Genomic DNA, 16420 nt, shown 5'->3' on the forward strand with positions numbered 1-16420 from the left:
TTATTTTACAGTTATAAGTTAAGCATGTTTTAGCTGACTGGTTATGTTATGAGGTTTGAAGATTTAAGGGTATGGCAACGTTCAGCCGATTTAGCTTGCGAGATTTATTTACATTTTAAGCAGAGTAAAGAGTTTGGTTTAAAAGATCAAATAACACGATCTGCGCTTTCAATTTCTTCAAATATAGCAGAGGGTTATGAACGGGTAACACCTAAAGATTATACTCGATTTTTATCATATTCTAAGGGGAGTTGTGGAGAATTACGCTCTCAAATTTACATTGCATTAAAAATAGGAGAGGTTGATACGACAAAGGCCACTGAATGGATTGAGGAAACTCGTGAGCTTTCCCGTATGATTTCAGCATTGATGAAATCAATCGATGCTTGGAAATAAGAGGTTCAAAATTAATATTCATTCAAAAATATATGAGTATGTTTCGCCTTTCGCCTTTCATCTTCAATTTTCCCTTTAAGACTAATGTCGACATTAGCTTGATCAAAATAGGCCAAGTATGCGTATTTATTGAACGAAAGCTTAAAAATGACCGACTAACGCAAAAAAAGTTAAATAATTATCGCAATTAGTTTAAATCCATCAGTTAATTGGTGAATTTTTTTGCTACAATTGGCGGGCAAATAAAGTGAATGAGTTTAATGTCGCCAAATTCAGTGTTTACTGTACTTAGTTGGTGAGATTGTACTTGTTTACAAATTGTTTTTACGGAAGCGATACTATAGTCATTTGGTTTCATACTCGAGCTAACTTAATCAACTATTTGAGCAAGTCAGGATTATTCGAGCAGGAGGCTGTGAATAACCTTGTTTTAAACAAGGGTTTTAATTATGATCGTTTCTCTTTTAAAATTCAAAAAATTAACCTGCTGTAACTGATGTTCTCAATATAGCAAGTGTTGAGAATCATAGTGGAGATAAGTGGATGAGCAATGCGCCTGTAGACAATGGCCGACGTCGCTTTTTAACCATAGCTACCTCTGTTGTTGGTGGTGTTGGTGCGGCTGGGGCTGCTGTTCCTTTTATTGCGTCTTGGAATCCAAGTGAGCGAGCTAAATCTGCGGGTGCGCCTGTAGAAGTAGATATCAGCAAACTTGAGCCAGGACAATTAATACGTGTCGAGTGGCGTGGTAAACCTGTATGGGTTGTATCACGGACCCCAAAAATGCTTGAGCAGATGAAAGAACATGAAGGTCAACTTCGTGATCCGCAATCGCAAGAGCCACAACAATTAGAATCATCAACCAATGATTTCCGTTCATTACGCCCAGAGATTTTTGTCGCTGTAGGTATTTGTACGCATTTGGGTTGTTCACCTAGCTTTTTACAAGGTGGCTTTGGTGAGAAAGTGGAAGGGACTGATGACGGTTTTTACTGTCCATGTCACGGTTCTAAGTTTGATATGGCTGGCCGTGTATTCCAATCGGTACCTGCACCATTAAATTTAGAAATTCCACCATATACTTTTCTTGATGAGACCACTATTTTAGTGGGCGAAGAACAAGGGGTGGCCTAATGTTTGGTAAAATTGTTGAGTGGATAGACGACCGTATCCCAATGACACGTGTTTGGAACATGCACATTGCACAGTATCCAGCACCAAAAAACTTTAACTTCTGGTACTTCTTCGGCTCTCTAGCTATGTTAGTACTGGTAAACCAAATACTTACCGGTATTTGGTTAACGATGAACTATGTACCATCTGCTGAAGGTGCGTTTGCATCAGTAGAATACATCATGCGTGATGTAGAGTACGGTTGGTTATTACGTTATTTGCATTCAACGGGTGCATCTGCGTTCTTCATCGTTGTTTACATGCATATGTTCCGTGGCATGATCTACGGTTCTTACCAAAAACCACGTGAATTGCTGTGGTTATTCGGTATGTTTATTTTCCTAGCCCTAATGGCTGAAGCATTCATGGGTTACTTATTACCATGGGGCCAAATGTCGTTCTGGGGTGCACAGGTAATCATTTCATTATTCGGGGCTATCCCGGTTATTGGTGATGATTTAACACTGTGGATTCGTGGTGACTACGTTATTTCGGGTGCAACGCTTAACCGCTTCTTTGCATTACATGTAATTGCACTGCCATTGGTTATTGTTATCTTAGTATTTTTACACATTGTTGCACTACATGAAGTGGGTTCAAACAACCCAGACGGTATTGATAACAAACGTAAAAAAGGAACCGTGGCTGAAGAAGATAAGCCTAAATTTAAGTTCCATGAATACTACACTGATAAAAAAGACATCATTGATGCGATTCCGTTCCACCCTTATTACACAGTAAAAGATATTGTGGGTGTGGTTGGTTTCTTAATCTTGTTCTGTTGGGTTGTGTTCTTTATGCCTGCTATGGGTGGTTTCTTCTTAGAAGCGCCAAACTTCGAAGCAGCTAACCCACTTAAAACACCAGAGCATATTTTCCCTGTTTGGTACTTTACGCCGTTTTATGCAATCTTACGTGCGATTCCAGACAAGCTAATGGGTGTTGCAGCAATGGGTGCATCTATTGTCGTGCTAGCATTATTGCCTTGGATTGACCGTGGTTCGGTTCGTTCAGTTCGTTACCGTTGTGGTTTCCACAAATGGAACATTGCAGGCTTTGTAGTTACTTTCGTTCTTTTAGGTTGGGTTGGTGCTACACCTCAAACTGACTTTAAAACGCTTGTTTCGCAAATCTGTACTGTGACTTACTTTATGTTCTTCGTACTGTTATTTGTTTACAGTAAGAATGAAAAAACTAAGCCATTGCCTGAGAGGTTAACGAAATGATGAAAAAGCTACTTATTGGTTTATTCGCTTTATCAGTAAACGTATTACCAGCAATGGCGGCAGGCCCGTCAGTTCCTCTAATGGAAGCGGGTAACGATATATCTGATCAACCTTCTTTGCAACGTGGCGCAAAGTTGTTCATGAACTACTGTCTTGGTTGTCACCAAATGCAGTATCAACGTTATGAACGTACTTTCCGCGATATTGGTATTCCAACAGAGATTGGTCAAGAGCAACTTATTTTTGATGGTTCAAAAGTAGGTAGTCATATCAATAATGCAATGAAGAAAGAAGATGCTGCAAAATGGTTTGGTGCGGCTCCGCCGGATCTAACAAATGTTGCGCGTGTGCGTGGCAGTGATTGGATTTATACCTATTTAAAATCGTTTTACAAAGATGAATCTCGTCCGTTTGGCGTAAATAATACGTTATTCCCATCGGTGGGTATGCCACATGTTCTTCAAGAGTTGCAAGGTGTTCCTACTGCAATTACTGAAGAAGTAACAGTAAATGGTAAAACAACCACTCATATTACTGGTACAGAAACAGATGGTACGGGCGAATTAAGTGTAGATGAATATGACCAAGCAGTTCGTGATTTAACGAATTTCCTAGAGTATGTAGGTGAACCTACACGTCTCGAATCGGAAGCGCTAGGTATTAAGGTACTTGGATTCTTAGTGATTCTATTTATCTTGGCATTTATGCTGAAGAAAGAATACTGGAGAGATGTTCATTAAGTTTGAACATATTTAAAGGTAATTTTGCAATAGGGGCTTAAGCCCCTATTGCTGTTTTAGTTATTTAATGGAGGTAGGCATGGCCGTAGCTGCCAATAAGCGCCCTGTAATGACCCTTTTTTCTGGTGCTAACTGTATGTATAGCCACCAAGTACGCATTGTACTTGCTGAAAAAGGTGTAAGTGTAGATATTCATATGGCTGAAAAGGATAATCTGCCAGAAGCACTTCACGAAATTAACCCTTACGGTACAGTGCCAACACTGATTGACCGTGAGCTTGGTTTATATCAGGCAAACATCATCATGGAATACCTTGATGAACGTTTTCCTCATCCTCCACTAATGCCTGTATACCCGGTCATGCGTGGTCGTAGTCGTTTAATGATGCACCGTATTGATACTGATTGGTACAGCCTAGCTGAAAAGATCATTAACAACACGTCTGAAGCAGCGCAAGCGCGTAAAGAGCTGACAGAAGCATTACTTGCAATAGCACCGATCTTTAGTGAAGCGCCTTACTTTATGAGTGAAGAGTTTAGCTTAGTTGATTGTTACTTAGCTCCACTATTATGGCGTTTACCTGAGTTTGGTATTGAGCTAAATGGTGCAGGCTCTAAAGAACTTAAAGAGTATATGATCCGTTTATTTGAACGTGAATCATTCCAAGCTTCTTTAACTGAAGCAGAGCGTGAGATCCGTTTATAATGACCTCTAATCGTCCTTATTTATTACGCGCTTTTTTTGATTGGATTGTTGATAACGAATGCACACCACACTTAGTGGTTAATGCTGATTTTCCTGCAGTGCAAGTGCCAACACAGTTTGTCCAAGACGGCCAAATTGTATTGAACATAAGCCCTTCAGCGGTTACGCAGTTTTCGTTAGATAATTCTCAGCTTAGCTTTAACGCACGCTTTGGCGGTCAGCCAATGCAAGTGTACGTGCCTTTAGGGGCTGTACTTGCAATATATGCACGCGAAAATGGCGAAGGCACAGTCTTTACTGCAGATGAGTTTTTAGAGGACGAAGACGATTTTGCTCCAGAGCTTGAAAGTGTTGATTCATCACCTGAAATAGTTGATGAAACACCTGATCCTAAGCCTGAAAAGAAAAAAGGCTCACATTTACGCGTTATAAAATAACCCGTAAATGTTAGATAAAAACCGCTTAATAAGCGGTTTTTTTATGCCTGATTAAAAGTAGGCGAAAGGTGAAAGGGAAAAGGTGAAAGGTGAAAGGTGAAAGGTGAAAGTTCACGGGCGACGAGCTGCGAGAAACGGGTTGAGATTGATTAGTGTAGCAGCGGGTTTATTCCGCGCATGTGGTTTTAGGTAATAAATTTATTCACAAAGAGGTTAAGAGACGCTGTGCTTTTAGAGCTAGTGAAAAAACAATTAATCACTCGGGCTCATGGTTATTGTTTTCTCATTTACTGCTCATTCACTTCTCTTTGTGCAAAAAGATCTTGAAGAGATTCTATTTACCACTGAGGGTGCAGAGCACACAGAGAAAATGATTAAAGACATGTTTTATTTGTCCTGTCTTCTCTGTGTAGCGCGAAGCGTCTCTGTGTACTCTGTGGTAAAAATGTTTTTTAAGTGGGGCTTACGCCGTGCAAGTTTGATTTAAGTTCACGAGCGACGGGCCTCATACCTAAAACCTTGAACCTAATACACACGCGGGGTGAACCCGCTGCTACAGGTATAAAAAAACCTTGCGATGTTAACCGCAAGGTTTTTAAACTTCTCGAACCTCGAACCTCGAACCTCGAACCTCGAACCTCGAACCTCGAACCTCGAACCTCGAACCTCGAACCTCGAACCTCGAACCTCGAACCTCGAACCTCGAACCTCGAACCTCGAACCTCGAACCTAGAACCTCGAACCTAGAACCTCGAACCTAGAACCTAGAACCTCGAACCTTATTCTTTACAAATACTCAAACACTTTAATAACGCGCTCTACGCCAGAGATATTACGGGCAATATTAACGGCTTGGTTTGCTTCAGCGTCAGATACTAGCCCCATTAAGTATACTTCGGCATTTTCAGTCACTACTTTTATATTATTACTGCTGATGTTTTCAGCCGCTAAAAGCTGCGCTTTTACTTTTGAGGTTAACCATGAGTCGTGAGTTTGCGTGGTGATACCAATATTAGAGCCAATGCGTAATTGGTTGTGAATTTTACGAATGCCAGATAGGTTCTCAATGATTTTAAACGCTTGGTTTTTCATTTCTTGGTTAGGAACTTGCCCTACCATTAAAACCACGCCATTAACGCTTATAACGCTGATATGAGCAAACTTATTAAGACGTTCATCTTCACTAATAGCAATGCTGGCTTTTATTTCAATGTTGTTGTCGTCTATTTGCGAGCCAATGGTTCGTCTATCGTTTGCTGCAGTAACAGCACTGGCTGTGCCGGCCACTACAGCAGCAGCACAACCTTGTAATAACACAACGGTGCCTAAAATAATCAGGGAGCGTTTAAACATAATTTTCATCCTGCGGGAAAAGAGTTAAATCTACCAATTCACTTAAACAGTGAAGGTTAACTAAATGCGATTCAATAATGCGACTAGGGCGTTTAGACGGTGTACGTATTTCTACATCGTTGTGCCCAAGTAAGCCAACGAGTTCGCCGCCATCATCACCTACCATTACTATGACCTTCATATCTTTGGTTAGTGCCGCTTCTACTGCAGAAATTATATGTTTTTCATTGCCATTAATTGCTAATGCAAGGAGCAAATCACCTTGCTGAGCAAAGGCACGTACTTGGCGTGCAAAGGTATCGTGGTCATCTATTTGATGGCCTTGACCTAGGTTAATATTTTCTTGCGAAAGGGCAATTGCAGGTAAGCAAGGGCGCTCTGTTTCGTAAAAGTTTACTAATACGCCAGCCATGTGTTGTGCCAACATGTGGCAGTTTGCTGTGCCGCAACATATCAGTTTATTACCATTGATCAGGCTTTGTGCAATGGTGAATGCCGCTGACTCCAATGCGCTAGGAAGTACTTCACCTGCTGCAATTTGAACTTGAATACTTTCTTTAAAAATTTCTTTTATTGTGTCTTGCATGGATTACCAACAATTAATATCTAATTCTGTGTGAGCTCACACCCGCTTTATTAAGGATGATTATTTTTAGAAGCAGCTTGTTAATTTTTAACTACGCATTATGCAATTTAGCTGTTGTAATAATTGCTCACTCATTTGTATGTGCTCGGTATTAAAATACGTTTTTTAGCCAGTTTATGTGTAGTGATGGCTCGCCTGTTATAGCAACATAATCAATACGTAATGGCTGATTTTTTAAATTTTTAGCCGCGAGGTAATGATAAATAGTTCGTCTTAATTTTGCTTGCTTTTGCGGGCTTAAAGCATAATTAGCGCCGCCTTTTATATTATTTTTACGAAACTTAACTTCTACAAATACTAATGTGTCACCGTCTTTCATAATGACATCAAGTTCGCCATGGGGGCAGTAGTAATTACGCTCAATTGCTTTTAAGCCTTGTGCTTCTAAATACTTTTGCGCTTGGCGCTCATAATACTGGCCTTTTTCACGACTATTTTGCCACAGCTGTTTAAACCACGACATGTCGACCCCTTAGTTAATTATGGTTATGCCATCGTTAGCTGATTGCATAAATAGCGGTACAGGGCGTTGTGTTTTTAACTCCACCGGTTTTATTCGGCGGTTGCTGTACTGAGCCCATTGCAGTGAACGTTCAATATCACCGGCACTATTAATCGACAATTTTCCGCTCAACCCTGAAAAGTATTTATCGGGTGTAACGCTCAATTGTCTAATATCGTTAAGCATGGTGACGGAATCATAAGCCATCGCAAATAAACGTTGGCTTATATCGGCTTGTTCAGGCCATAAATCATTGTATTGCTGACGCAGATTATGTTGTTTAATTTGTGAGTCTAACATCCAAGGCAGTTCAGTAAAGTAGAGTCCGTCTAAATCACCTTTGTCAGTGGTATCTATTTGCTTACTGTGGCTTTTAGAGCTGGCGTAAATAGGAATTCTATCGGCAAAGGTACTCACATTAACATCAAGGTAAGGCTTAATTAATCGGGTTTCAATGGCGTCGCCGAGTATGTAAATGGCATCAATATCTCCACGTGAGCGTGTTTCACTTTCAACTTCTTTATTAAAAAGTGCTTTAACAGATTTAATACGCTCTTTTGACTTATCAACTTCTAACAAGCTAGTAATCGTATTGGGCATATCTTTGTTATCGTTATAAAAACCAACTTGCGTGGTTGTTTCACTATAGCGTTGCCACTGCAGATTAAAGTAGTCAACTAAGCGCTGGCCATTGGTATTATTTGGCGCTAGCAACATCGGCTTTTGATAACCCTGTGCTAAAAAGTGCTCTAGCGTTTGCTGTACTTCATGTTCAGGATTAAGCGCAAAAAAGTAATGTTGCAGCGAGGTTCTTTCGCCATCAAAGGTATTTAAATGTAAGGTGGGTATATCGAGTAATGTATTGGTATTAGCGAGCTTATCTATATTGGCTTTTAATAGTGGGCCAATAACAAAGTCAGGCTGTAACTGAGAAATTTGTGCGCTCAACGCTTCTGTTTCAGTGTTTTCATCTATAAACAGTGTTTCGTTGATCTCTTTTTTATCAAGCGCTGCCAATATACCGGCTTTTAAGGCATCTCCAAGGCGCTTATTAGCACCTGACTGAGGCAGTAAAACAACCAAACGCTCAATATTAATTGGCGCTAATTCATTAGCATACGTTTCTTGTTTTGGCAGTACATTGTTACCAGGATGCCCAAGGTAACGGCGGCGCCAATTATTAATGGCTTGGTCTAAATCAACCGAGCTGTTGGCGTAAACTTGATGATACAAAGCTAAGTTAACCCAACCTTGTTGGATCACAGAACCACGGTTAAATCGTTCTAATGCGTAAGATGAGAGTTGCTTTAAATTTTTCCAAAGTGCATCACTAAGCTGAGGAATTGAAATAGTGTTTTTAGTTGCAGATTCTGACGCCGCAAAAAAATAGGGTGCAGCACGTTTTGGCAAATTTTGAGAAGCAAAAATGCTGGCAGTTAAAAATTGGTGCCAGGCAAAATGTTCGGGTTGCTTGAGTTGTCCCTCAAGTGAGTTTAATACTTCAAGTGCTTGCTGGTTTTTATTCTGCTCTTTTTGTGCAAAGGCAATATATAAACGGTTTTGAATTTGATCAACACTGGCAGTAAGTGCAAGTTCGCTACATATTGTTTCGAGTAGCGGCCAGTTTTCTTCAGTAACGGCGCTATCACGGGCACTATAAAGCAGTTGAATTTTATCTGCACCAAAACGGTTTTGCGCTAATTGATAAATCGATTGCGCGTTCAGTGCTTCATTTTTCAGCGTATTGGCACTGCTATTTAAGTTATCGCTGGTTTTAGTTGGTTTTTCGGTTGTGCTACACGCCGATAACCCTGACAATATAATTAATAGACTAACTAGTTTAAGTCGCACAATGATTTCCCATACGTTAACGCGATTTGCTTATATTACTGACTGACGCAGGAGACCTCAATGTTAAATGAGGAGAATTCACAGAAAATTGGCACTCTTTACGTTGTTGCCACCCCAATCGGCAATTATGACGACTTAAGTCAGCGTGCAATCGCGACATTATCGCAGGTTGACTTAATCGCTGCTGAAGACACTCGCCATACTGGCAAGCTACTCAGCCACTTTGGTATTAAGGCTAAAACCTTTGCGTTACATGACCATAATGAAAAGCAAAAAGCGCAGCAAATTATTGATCAACTTAATCAAGGGTTAAATATTGCATTAGTATCCGATGCCGGCACGCCGCTTATAAGCGACCCTGGTTATGCCGTTGTTAATTTATGCCGTGAGCAGGGCGCACTTGTCACACCTGTACCTGGTGCATGCGCTGCTATTACGGCGGTATGTTGTTCAGGGCTGCCAACCGACCGTTTTCAGTTTGTTGGCTTTACGCCCGCTAAAAGTAAAGCGCGCCAAGACTTTTTTATTGATGCAGTTAACTCAGGCATCACCAGCATTATGTATGAAAGTACCCACCGTATTATGGCAAGCTTAGACGATTTAGAAGCAGCGCTAGGTAGTGAGCAGCAAGTGGTATTTGCCAAAGAGCTCACTAAAACATTTGAAACCTTTTTTAATGGCACAGTGACTGAGTTAAAGCAGTTTTTAACTGACGATCCTACTAAACAGCGCGGTGAAATAGTACTCATGCTGCCGGGTAAACCTAAGGTAGTTGACGATATTCCGCCAGAGGCACGCAAAATGTTAGCGCTACTTGAAAACGAAATGCCAATGAAAAAAGCCTGTGGCGTGGTGGCCGATTACTTTGGTATGAAGAAAAACGCGCTGTATAAAACAATTATTGAAGAAAAACAGTAAATGTTTACTGCGTAGTGTGGTGCTCTCATGTATACTGCGCGCCGAGTTAGCCAAGATAATCGCTGCCTGCAACGAAAATGCGCAGGGGGAGGAAAGTCCGGGCTCCACAGGGCAGAGTGCCAGTTAACGGCTGGGGGGCGTGAGCCCACGACAAGTGCAGCAGAGAGAAGACCGCCAATCTTCGGATTGGTAAGGGTGAAAGGGTGCGGTAAGAGCGCACCGGGCCGCTAGTAATAGTCGGTTGCAAGGTAAACTCCACTCGGAGCAAGACCAAATAGGGTTCCTTATGGCGTGGCCCACGTTGGAACCGGGTAGGTTGCTTGAGCCATAGAGCGATTTATGGCCTAGACGAATGATTATCACTTTCTTCGGAAAGGACAGAACCCGGCTTACCGGCTGACTCAAACTCAAGCGTAAGCATCTAATAAATCAGATGCTTACGCTTGAACCACTAATCTCATGGCACAAAATTTCAAAAGTGTGCCAAATAGTGTGCCAAATAAACTCAATACGTTACTTACACATAGGTAACTTAATGAGACATATCAAACTCCCCGAACACCTCATACTACGAAAAGAACGTTACTATTTTCGTTATGTTTTCCCTCGTAAATTTATCGGCTCCGATATACGCATTTCACTCAAAACCAAACACCTTCATCATGCTTTAAACTTTCTAGAATTAATCAAACCCGAATTAGATAAACTAAAAATACTTGCGAGTGATCGACACAATATAGATACTGAAACTTTAATCACTCAAGCAAAACGTATCTTAATTCATATGAAGCAAAAACTTACCCATGAGCTAAGCAAAAAAATAATAGCAAAAGAAGAACAACGTTATGCTTCAACGGCACACTCTATAAATGGCATTAAAGCAAAGCCGTTAAACAGTCACTCACCTACACATTTAAGAACCGCAGCAAACATTATGCTTTCTATTGCAGATGGTGAGACAGGTGAATTATTAGTTGAAGCATTAAAAAATAATGATTATGAAGTGCTCAATATTTATGTTTTGGTCAGCAAGTACATGGCACTTAAAAATAGTGGTTTAAGTAATGCCGATATTGTAGCTAACAAACAAATTGAAAAAAGTGTTCGTCAGCTTGCACGTCAATTAGATACGTTTTTACTCGCTGGTATGTTTAATCGTTCTGAAGTTGAAACAGATGAAGACTTATTTGATGACTCAGATGAAAACGACAACTTTTATGCCGATAATATTGATGCAATTAATACACTAAACAAATACGATGTAGAGTTTGAACATGGATCATTAGAGTATTCGGCATTTAAAAGTATGCTAGAAACCTCAAGAAATTTACAGGCTAAATACTTGGCCTCTTGCTTAACTAAAGATTCAGAGCAAAAACATTTATTAGATTCAATGTTTAATAAAAGCTCACACACCATAGCTGAAAGTCAGCCAAGTGAAGAAAAACAACAAACTCAAGGCCCATTATTTTCAGAAGTGTATGCCGAGTTTTTAGATTTTAAAGTAAATGCAGATTTGAGCGATAAGCTTAAAAAAGATTATGCTCGTCACTACGAAGCATGGTGTTTACTGAGTGAAGATAAACCAATTGAAAGTTACAAAGCGAGTGACATAGGTCGCTTTATTGACCGTTGTTATCAACTACCTAAAAAGAATCGCGCACCATACACCAAAATGAGCCTGCAAGAGTGTCTAAGCTTTGATGTGCCAGAAGAAGACTTAGTTACACCGAAAACAGTTCAAGGCTATTACAAGTGGTTACAGGGGATATTCGCGTATGCTAAAAGAGATACTGTTGAATATATTCAGCATTCACCATGTACTATAAAACGAAACTTTAAGCAGCGTATTCGTGGTGCTTTCAATAGTGCAGAGCTAAATAAGTTTGAAACATTCGCTATGCAAACAAAAAGTGCATGGCAAAAGTGGTCACTATTATTAGCCATGTACACAGGCGCAAGACGAACAGAGATATACCAGTTAAGAAAAACAGATATCCGTATTGAAGATGGTATTAACTACATATTAGTAACTGATGAACACGAATCACAACGCCTTAAAACTAATAACGCAAAACGTAAAATTCCTATCCATAAACGTTTAATCGAGCTTGGCTTTCTAGAGTATGTAGATCAAACACAAGAACGTATTCTCTATGAAATAACTTCAGCTGAAAGTATTACTAGTTGGTTTGGTCGTTTAGTTATGGATCTTGAAATACCTAGCGTTAATGAGCTAGACGAACTTCGCAGCTATCACAGCTTTAGACATACGTTCATAAGTAATATACGCAATAACCACATGTTTGATCTCTCACTGATTCAGCAAATAGTTGGTCATGAACTTTCAAAAGGTGGGATAACTGATACGTACACACATGGTGGGGCGAATTTACAGAGGTTAGAAGAAGTTGTGAATTCATTTAAAGCTTGTTAAAAATAGAATTTTTAAGCCCGATATACGGTATTGTTGGTCTGGTTTTTAAAAGTAAGTTATACTGTATAAGTAGCCAGTGACGCGGTCTGTGGTATAGGTTTCTTTTAGAATTAGGAGCTTAATTTATTTATAAGGTACAACTGAGGTAGAGGTTTGAAATGAATTCCGTTCTTAATGATTTAGATTGGGACTTTAAAGATAAAAATACAAAAGATCCAATTCACCGGATTCACCCTTACCCGGCAAAGTTTATTCCAGATATTCCATCACAATTGATTGATGCGCTTGGCGTTAAAAATAATATTATTTTAGACCCTTTTTGTGGTTCTGGGACCACTCTGAAGGTAGCGCAAGATAAAGGGTACCAATCAATCGGTGTAGACCTAAACCCTATAGCTTGTCTTATTAGTGAAGTTAAAACTTCTAAAATTGACGAATCACTACTTTTGGTCTGTGATGATGTGCTTTCTAAAGCAATTAATCTAAGTGTCGATATAGACAGTGTAGCAAACATACCAAACCTAAATCATTGGTTTAAAAAAGAAGTTCAACTAAATATACTACAGTTAAGAGAGGCTATTAACGCTTATAAAGATGAGACTCATCTATATCATCCTTTAAGGGTAGCACTATCGAGTATTCTAGTTAAGGTTTCAAATCAAGATAGTGATACGCGTTATGCCGCTGTTGAGAAAAATATAAAACCTGGAGCTGTTTTTTCGATGTTTCGTTCTACATGTAAGGTTTTAGCATCATCTTTAAACTCTGAGGCAACATTACCTTCATCGAAGATCATTAATAAAGATATTCTCACTACTACACCTGAAGATATTGGTGAAAAAGTTGGCTTAGTGATAACTTCTCCCCCTTATCCAAATGCATACGAGTATTGGCTATATCATAAGTATCGTATGTTTTGGTTAGGATTCGATCCTTTACATGTTAAATCAAAAGAGATTGGTGCCAGAGCGCATTTTTTTAAGAAAAATAGCCATACACCTGAACACTTCTATCATCAGATGAAAGGGACTTTGAGCCTAATTAATGATGTGCTTTTACCTAAAGGATATGGAGCTTTCGTAGTTGGACGGTCTAAAATCCACGGTGAGATAGTTGATAATGCAGCTTTAATAGAAAGGGCAGCGAAAGAACTTGAGTTTAAAGTTGTAGGTAAGTTTAACAGAGCTATGAACAGTCATAGAAAGTCTTTTAATTTGTCTCATGCAAATATAAAAGAAGAAACAATAGTAGTAATTCAAAAATAATGAAAATAGAACTTTATTTACCCGTATATAAGCAGTTTGAATATGAGAAAAAATTTGCTCTGCTTGAGTTAAAGCAAATTACAAAATGTTTTCTCATTGATAAGATTGAGTCGACAGAGCTTGGATATGAGTTTGATTTGACCGATGAAGCTAGGTTGCCTGCTTTAGTTACATCACTAAAAAGATTAACATATGTAGCTAATATTAAAATTAACTCTGAAATAATAGATACATACCAAGGCGTGCTTGAGAAGTCATGTCCAGTTAATGGTCATCAAAAACGCCAACCTACTAGGTATGGAGCGCATGGTATACATGAATACAAAGGGAAATTTAATCCTCAAATAGTATCTTCCATTCTTCATCAATTTTCGCCTACGAAAAATTCAAAAGTTTTAGAACCTTTTTGTGGGAGTGGTACAACTCTTTACGAGTCTTCAATAAAGGGTTTTGAAAATGTAGGTTTTGATTTTAATCCATTAGCAGTATTTTTAGCTAATACCAAACTAGCCTCAATTAATTTAAGCTTACCGCTCGCAAAAAAAGAAATGATTTGTGTGATATCTAATAGTAAAAAGTTCGCAGATACGATTTACTTAGAAAGCAATGAGCGGTTAGATTACCTAAAAAATTGGTTTGATATTGAACAGCTAAAAAAAATTGAGTCATTTAGGTTATGCGCGAATAAAATAAAAAAGAAAGAAATTAGGGATAGTTTATTATGTATTGCTAGTAACTTAATAAAGGAATACTCTCAGCAAGAGCCAGCAGATTTAAGAATAAGACGTCGTAAGTCGTTACTTCCAGAGAGATGTTTTTTTGAAGTTGTACAAGAAAAAGCTGAGAAGTATTTTTCTAGTCTTGAAACTGTATCACAAGTATTGCCGGCTAACCTACCGGTCGGTACCGCAAAAAATATAGATATTCGAGATACTTTGGCATTAAAGGATTATTTTGATTATTTTGATTTTGCGATAACCAGCCCTCCCTATGCAACTGCGTTACCATACATTGATACTCAACGTTTAAGTTTGGTTTGGCTTGAATTAGCATCTCCAAAAAATATTAAAGTTTTAGATAGTACATTGATTGGATCAAGGGAGTTAAAGAAATCAGAACAAAATAAGTTGAAAGAAGATTTAGTCGAAAATAAAGATAAACTTCCGGAAAAACTACATAACTTATGCTTAGATATGCTTGGTTCTTTGACCGATAATGATGGGTTTAGAAGGCAGGCTATGCCTTTTCTTGTATATAGATATTTTGTCGATATGAAAAAAATGTTTGAAAATGTCTTATTAATGCTAAAGAGTGGTGGAAAGTTTGCTCTAGTTGTAGGGCATAATAAAACCACTCTTGGAGGAGTTGTATTTGAGTTAAATACACCAAGTTACTTAGCGACTTTAGCAGAGCACATAGGCTGGGATGTTAGTGAAATAGTTTGTCTAGATGTTTACCACCGTTACGACCTTCATCAATCAAATTCAATTGACAGTGAAAGCTTAGTACTATTGCAAAAGTTATAACGTTTAAACAGTAGAGTAAGGTTTACTAATCTTACTCTACTGTAATGACTTATATTTATTGTTCAGATTGTCTATTCAAGAAATAATTCGATAAAAATCATTATTGTCTATATAGCCATATCTTTTACCTCGGCCCCCAACAAAAGTAACTGCGTATGAGTCTAGTCTTTGGTATGATGGGGAGCGAATTTGTGAAATTATTCGGATTTCATAAAAATCATCTGAGACTCTTGTTATACAAGCTAAGTCTCCTGGTTCTGCTATTTTTGTACATCTATAAGCACCTGTCCCTAACCTAAAATCTAGATTGTTTTCAGCTTCGAAGGTTACGCGTTCTTCTTTAATTATATTTAAATCAATATAATTCATTTGGATCATAGTAGATAAAGTTCCTTTCCAGCCCCTTGTATTTCTAATTGTAAGTGGTGGAAAAAAGTCGAAGCAATCTTTGCTTAACCAGAAATATTGGCTTCCTAATGCTGCTTTTTCTCCACGATCTGCGAGAATTCGATTTGTATCGGTATTAACTAATCGTACAATTAATGTTTCTGCTTCAGATTCGTCTATCGGAACACTTCGAGGTTTTTCATCGTAAAGTAATGACCAACATGGATTTCTAAAATCTAAAGTACATTCGTGGTATTGCCAATTTTGTTGTAGTAAACCGTCAATAAATGAACCCCAATTGAATTGACTTTGAGAGATTAGCTGCGGTTTTAAGTAAACTGATGCTTCAATGTTTTGTGAAAGGCCTGGACCTGTAAAGTTTCCAGAGCCGATAACAGCAGCTTGCTCACCATTTTCAGTCAAATATCCATAACATTTAGCATGTAATAAACGTTTTCGATTGATCAGAATAACTCTTGCACCACACTCTAAAAGAGCCTCCACTACTTGTTTGGTACTCAGTCTTTGGCTTGTACTACCTCCAAGAATAGCAACTATTCGGCCTCCATTCTCGGTATGTTCTTTTAAAGTTTTATAGAATCTAGCCCCACCATTAAAGTTTGCAAAGCCGGAGACAATAAATATCGTTCCTCTTCCAATTGGGAGATGCTTAATCCACATATCCTCTAAAATACTTCTTAAATTATTTTGAACGCTTGTTGAGCAAACATTTGGGTGTACTACAAAGTCGAACATTATTCATCCATAAATATAAAAACCACTATATTATGGATTTATATTTTAGAGTCAAGCTTCCTTGAACTAACGTTAATACATATTAACGTTAGTTGGTTCAA

The 16420-nt window shown here is 38.7% G+C and carries 15 protein-coding genes and 1 other RNA gene; 11 read left to right on the forward strand and 5 right to left on the reverse strand.

Features of this window, described 5'->3' with window-relative positions:
• Nucleotides 1-48: 48 nt before the first annotated feature.
• The 6 genes from KK487_RS02385 (at nt 49) to KK487_RS02410 (ending at nt 4678) form a co-directional block, all read left to right on the forward strand.
• The gene (locus KK487_RS02385; protein WP_041695837.1) at nt 49-396 is read left to right on the forward strand and encodes a four helix bundle protein; all 348 of its coding nucleotides are present in this window, start codon (nt 49-51) and stop codon (nt 394-396) included.
• A gap of 543 nt (nt 397-939) precedes the next feature.
• Entirely contained in the window at nt 940-1530 is a 591-nt protein-coding gene (gene petA, locus KK487_RS02390; RefSeq protein WP_010390661.1) for a ubiquinol-cytochrome c reductase iron-sulfur subunit, read from the forward strand.
• Nucleotides 1530-2795: a cytochrome b gene (locus KK487_RS02395; protein ID WP_214553540.1), complete on the forward strand. Its 1266-nt coding sequence runs from the start codon at nt 1530-1532 to the stop codon at nt 2793-2795. Before petA ends, KK487_RS02395 begins: the two co-directional genes overlap by 1 nt.
• Nucleotides 2792-3535: a cytochrome c1 gene (locus KK487_RS02400; RefSeq protein ID WP_008110862.1), complete on the forward strand. Its 744-nt coding sequence runs from the start codon at nt 2792-2794 to the stop codon at nt 3533-3535. Before KK487_RS02395 ends, KK487_RS02400 begins: the two co-directional genes overlap by 4 nt.
• Before the next feature lie 79 nt (nt 3536-3614).
• Nucleotides 3615-4241 (forward strand): stringent starvation protein SspA, encoded by a 627-nt coding sequence (sspA, locus tag KK487_RS02405; protein WP_013464041.1) that lies wholly within the window; start codon nt 3615-3617, stop codon nt 4239-4241.
• Nucleotides 4241-4678, forward strand: a complete 438-nt coding sequence (locus KK487_RS02410) for a ClpXP protease specificity-enhancing factor (RefSeq protein WP_215521949.1) — start codon at nt 4241-4243, stop codon at nt 4676-4678. Before sspA ends, KK487_RS02410 begins: the two co-directional genes overlap by 1 nt.
• A 786-nt stretch (nt 4679-5464) precedes the next feature.
• Here KK487_RS02410 and dolP read toward each other — a convergent pair.
• From dolP to KK487_RS02430, 4 genes are all read right to left on the reverse strand, one after another.
• On the reverse strand, nt 5465-6031 hold the full coding sequence (gene dolP, locus KK487_RS02415; protein WP_215521950.1) for a division/outer membrane stress-associated lipid-binding lipoprotein: 567 nt from the start codon (nt 6029-6031) through the stop codon (nt 5465-5467).
• Complete coding sequence (locus KK487_RS02420; protein ID WP_013464044.1) at nt 6024-6617, reverse strand: SIS domain-containing protein; 594 nt, start codon at nt 6615-6617, stop codon at nt 6024-6026. The genes dolP and KK487_RS02420 overlap by 8 nt, the downstream gene beginning before the upstream one ends.
• Nucleotides 6618-6768: 151 nt before the next feature.
• The gene (locus tag KK487_RS02425) at nt 6769-7140 is read right to left on the reverse strand and encodes a YraN family protein (protein WP_215521951.1); all 372 of its coding nucleotides are present in this window, start codon (nt 7138-7140) and stop codon (nt 6769-6771) included.
• Between the two features lie 9 nt (nt 7141-7149).
• Nucleotides 7150-9030 carry a penicillin-binding protein activator gene (locus KK487_RS02430; protein WP_215521952.1) on the reverse strand — a complete coding sequence of 627 codons (1881 nt, stop codon included), beginning with the start codon at nt 9028-9030 and terminating at the stop codon, nt 7150-7152.
• Nucleotides 9031-9090: 60 nt separating this feature from the next.
• Here KK487_RS02430 and rsmI point away from each other — a divergent pair, with 60 nt between their 5' ends.
• The 5 genes from rsmI to KK487_RS02455 all read left to right on the forward strand — a co-directional run bounded on the left by rsmI (nt 9091) and on the right by KK487_RS02455 (nt 15176).
• Complete coding sequence (gene rsmI / locus KK487_RS02435) at nt 9091-9948, forward strand: 16S rRNA (cytidine(1402)-2'-O)-methyltransferase (RefSeq protein WP_215521953.1); 858 nt, start codon at nt 9091-9093, stop codon at nt 9946-9948.
• 42 nt (nt 9949-9990) lie between these two features.
• Nucleotides 9991-10356, forward strand: an RNA gene (rnpB, locus tag KK487_RS02440) — RNase P RNA component class A.
• Nucleotides 10357-10483: 127 nt separating this feature from the next.
• Nucleotides 10484-12385 (forward strand): DUF3258 domain-containing protein, encoded by a 1902-nt coding sequence (locus KK487_RS02445; protein ID WP_215521954.1) that lies wholly within the window; start codon nt 10484-10486, stop codon nt 12383-12385.
• A gap of 158 nt (nt 12386-12543) precedes the next feature.
• On the forward strand, nt 12544-13650 hold the full coding sequence (locus tag KK487_RS02450; protein ID WP_215521955.1) for a DNA methyltransferase: 1107 nt from the start codon (nt 12544-12546) through the stop codon (nt 13648-13650).
• Nucleotides 13650-15176, forward strand: a complete 1527-nt coding sequence (locus KK487_RS02455) for a TRM11 family methyltransferase (RefSeq protein WP_215521956.1) — start codon at nt 13650-13652, stop codon at nt 15174-15176. The genes KK487_RS02450 and KK487_RS02455 overlap by 1 nt, the downstream gene beginning before the upstream one ends.
• 75 nt (nt 15177-15251) lie before the next feature.
• On the opposite strand, the gene KK487_RS02460 is transcribed toward KK487_RS02455, so the two are convergent.
• Nucleotides 15252-16319: a restriction endonuclease PLD domain-containing protein gene (locus KK487_RS02460; RefSeq protein ID WP_215521957.1), complete on the reverse strand. Its 1068-nt coding sequence runs from the start codon at nt 16317-16319 to the stop codon at nt 15252-15254.
• Nucleotides 16320-16420: the final 101 nt, after the last annotated feature.

Origin of the sequence: Pseudoalteromonas sp. SiA1 (assembly GCF_018732205.1) — a bacterium.
GTDB lineage: Bacteria > Pseudomonadota > Gammaproteobacteria > Enterobacterales > Alteromonadaceae > Pseudoalteromonas > Pseudoalteromonas tetraodonis.

What these genes read in the sequence shown, in the direction of transcription:
- KK487_RS02385 (WP_041695837.1), top strand. Translation starts at nt 49, where the DNA reads ATGAGGTTTGAAGATTTAAGGGTATGGCAACGTTCAGCCGATTTAGCT.
- petA (WP_010390661.1), top strand. Translation starts at nt 940, where the DNA reads ATGAGCAATGCGCCTGTAGACAATGGCCGACGTCGCTTTTTAACCATA.
- KK487_RS02395 (WP_214553540.1), top strand. Translation starts at nt 1,530, where the DNA reads ATGTTTGGTAAAATTGTTGAGTGGATAGACGACCGTATCCCAATGACA.
- KK487_RS02400 (WP_008110862.1), top strand. Translation starts at nt 2,792, where the DNA reads ATGATGAAAAAGCTACTTATTGGTTTATTCGCTTTATCAGTAAACGTA.
- sspA (WP_013464041.1), top strand. Translation starts at nt 3,615, where the DNA reads ATGGCCGTAGCTGCCAATAAGCGCCCTGTAATGACCCTTTTTTCTGGT.
- KK487_RS02410 (WP_215521949.1), top strand. Translation starts at nt 4,241, where the DNA reads ATGACCTCTAATCGTCCTTATTTATTACGCGCTTTTTTTGATTGGATT.
- dolP (WP_215521950.1), bottom strand. Translation starts at nt 6,031, where the DNA reads ATGTTTAAACGCTCCCTGATTATTTTAGGCACCGTTGTGTTATTACAA.
- KK487_RS02420 (WP_013464044.1), bottom strand. Translation starts at nt 6,617, where the DNA reads ATGCAAGACACAATAAAAGAAATTTTTAAAGAAAGTATTCAAGTTCAA.
- KK487_RS02425 (WP_215521951.1), bottom strand. Translation starts at nt 7,140, where the DNA reads ATGTCGTGGTTTAAACAGCTGTGGCAAAATAGTCGTGAAAAAGGCCAG.
- rsmI (WP_215521953.1), top strand. Translation starts at nt 9,091, where the DNA reads ATGTTAAATGAGGAGAATTCACAGAAAATTGGCACTCTTTACGTTGTT.
- KK487_RS02445 (WP_215521954.1), top strand. Translation starts at nt 10,484, where the DNA reads ATGAGACATATCAAACTCCCCGAACACCTCATACTACGAAAAGAACGT.
- KK487_RS02450 (WP_215521955.1), top strand. Translation starts at nt 12,544, where the DNA reads ATGAATTCCGTTCTTAATGATTTAGATTGGGACTTTAAAGATAAAAAT.
- KK487_RS02455 (WP_215521956.1), top strand. Translation starts at nt 13,650, where the DNA reads ATGAAAATAGAACTTTATTTACCCGTATATAAGCAGTTTGAATATGAG.
- KK487_RS02460 (WP_215521957.1), bottom strand. Translation starts at nt 16,319, where the DNA reads ATGTTCGACTTTGTAGTACACCCAAATGTTTGCTCAACAAGCGTTCAA.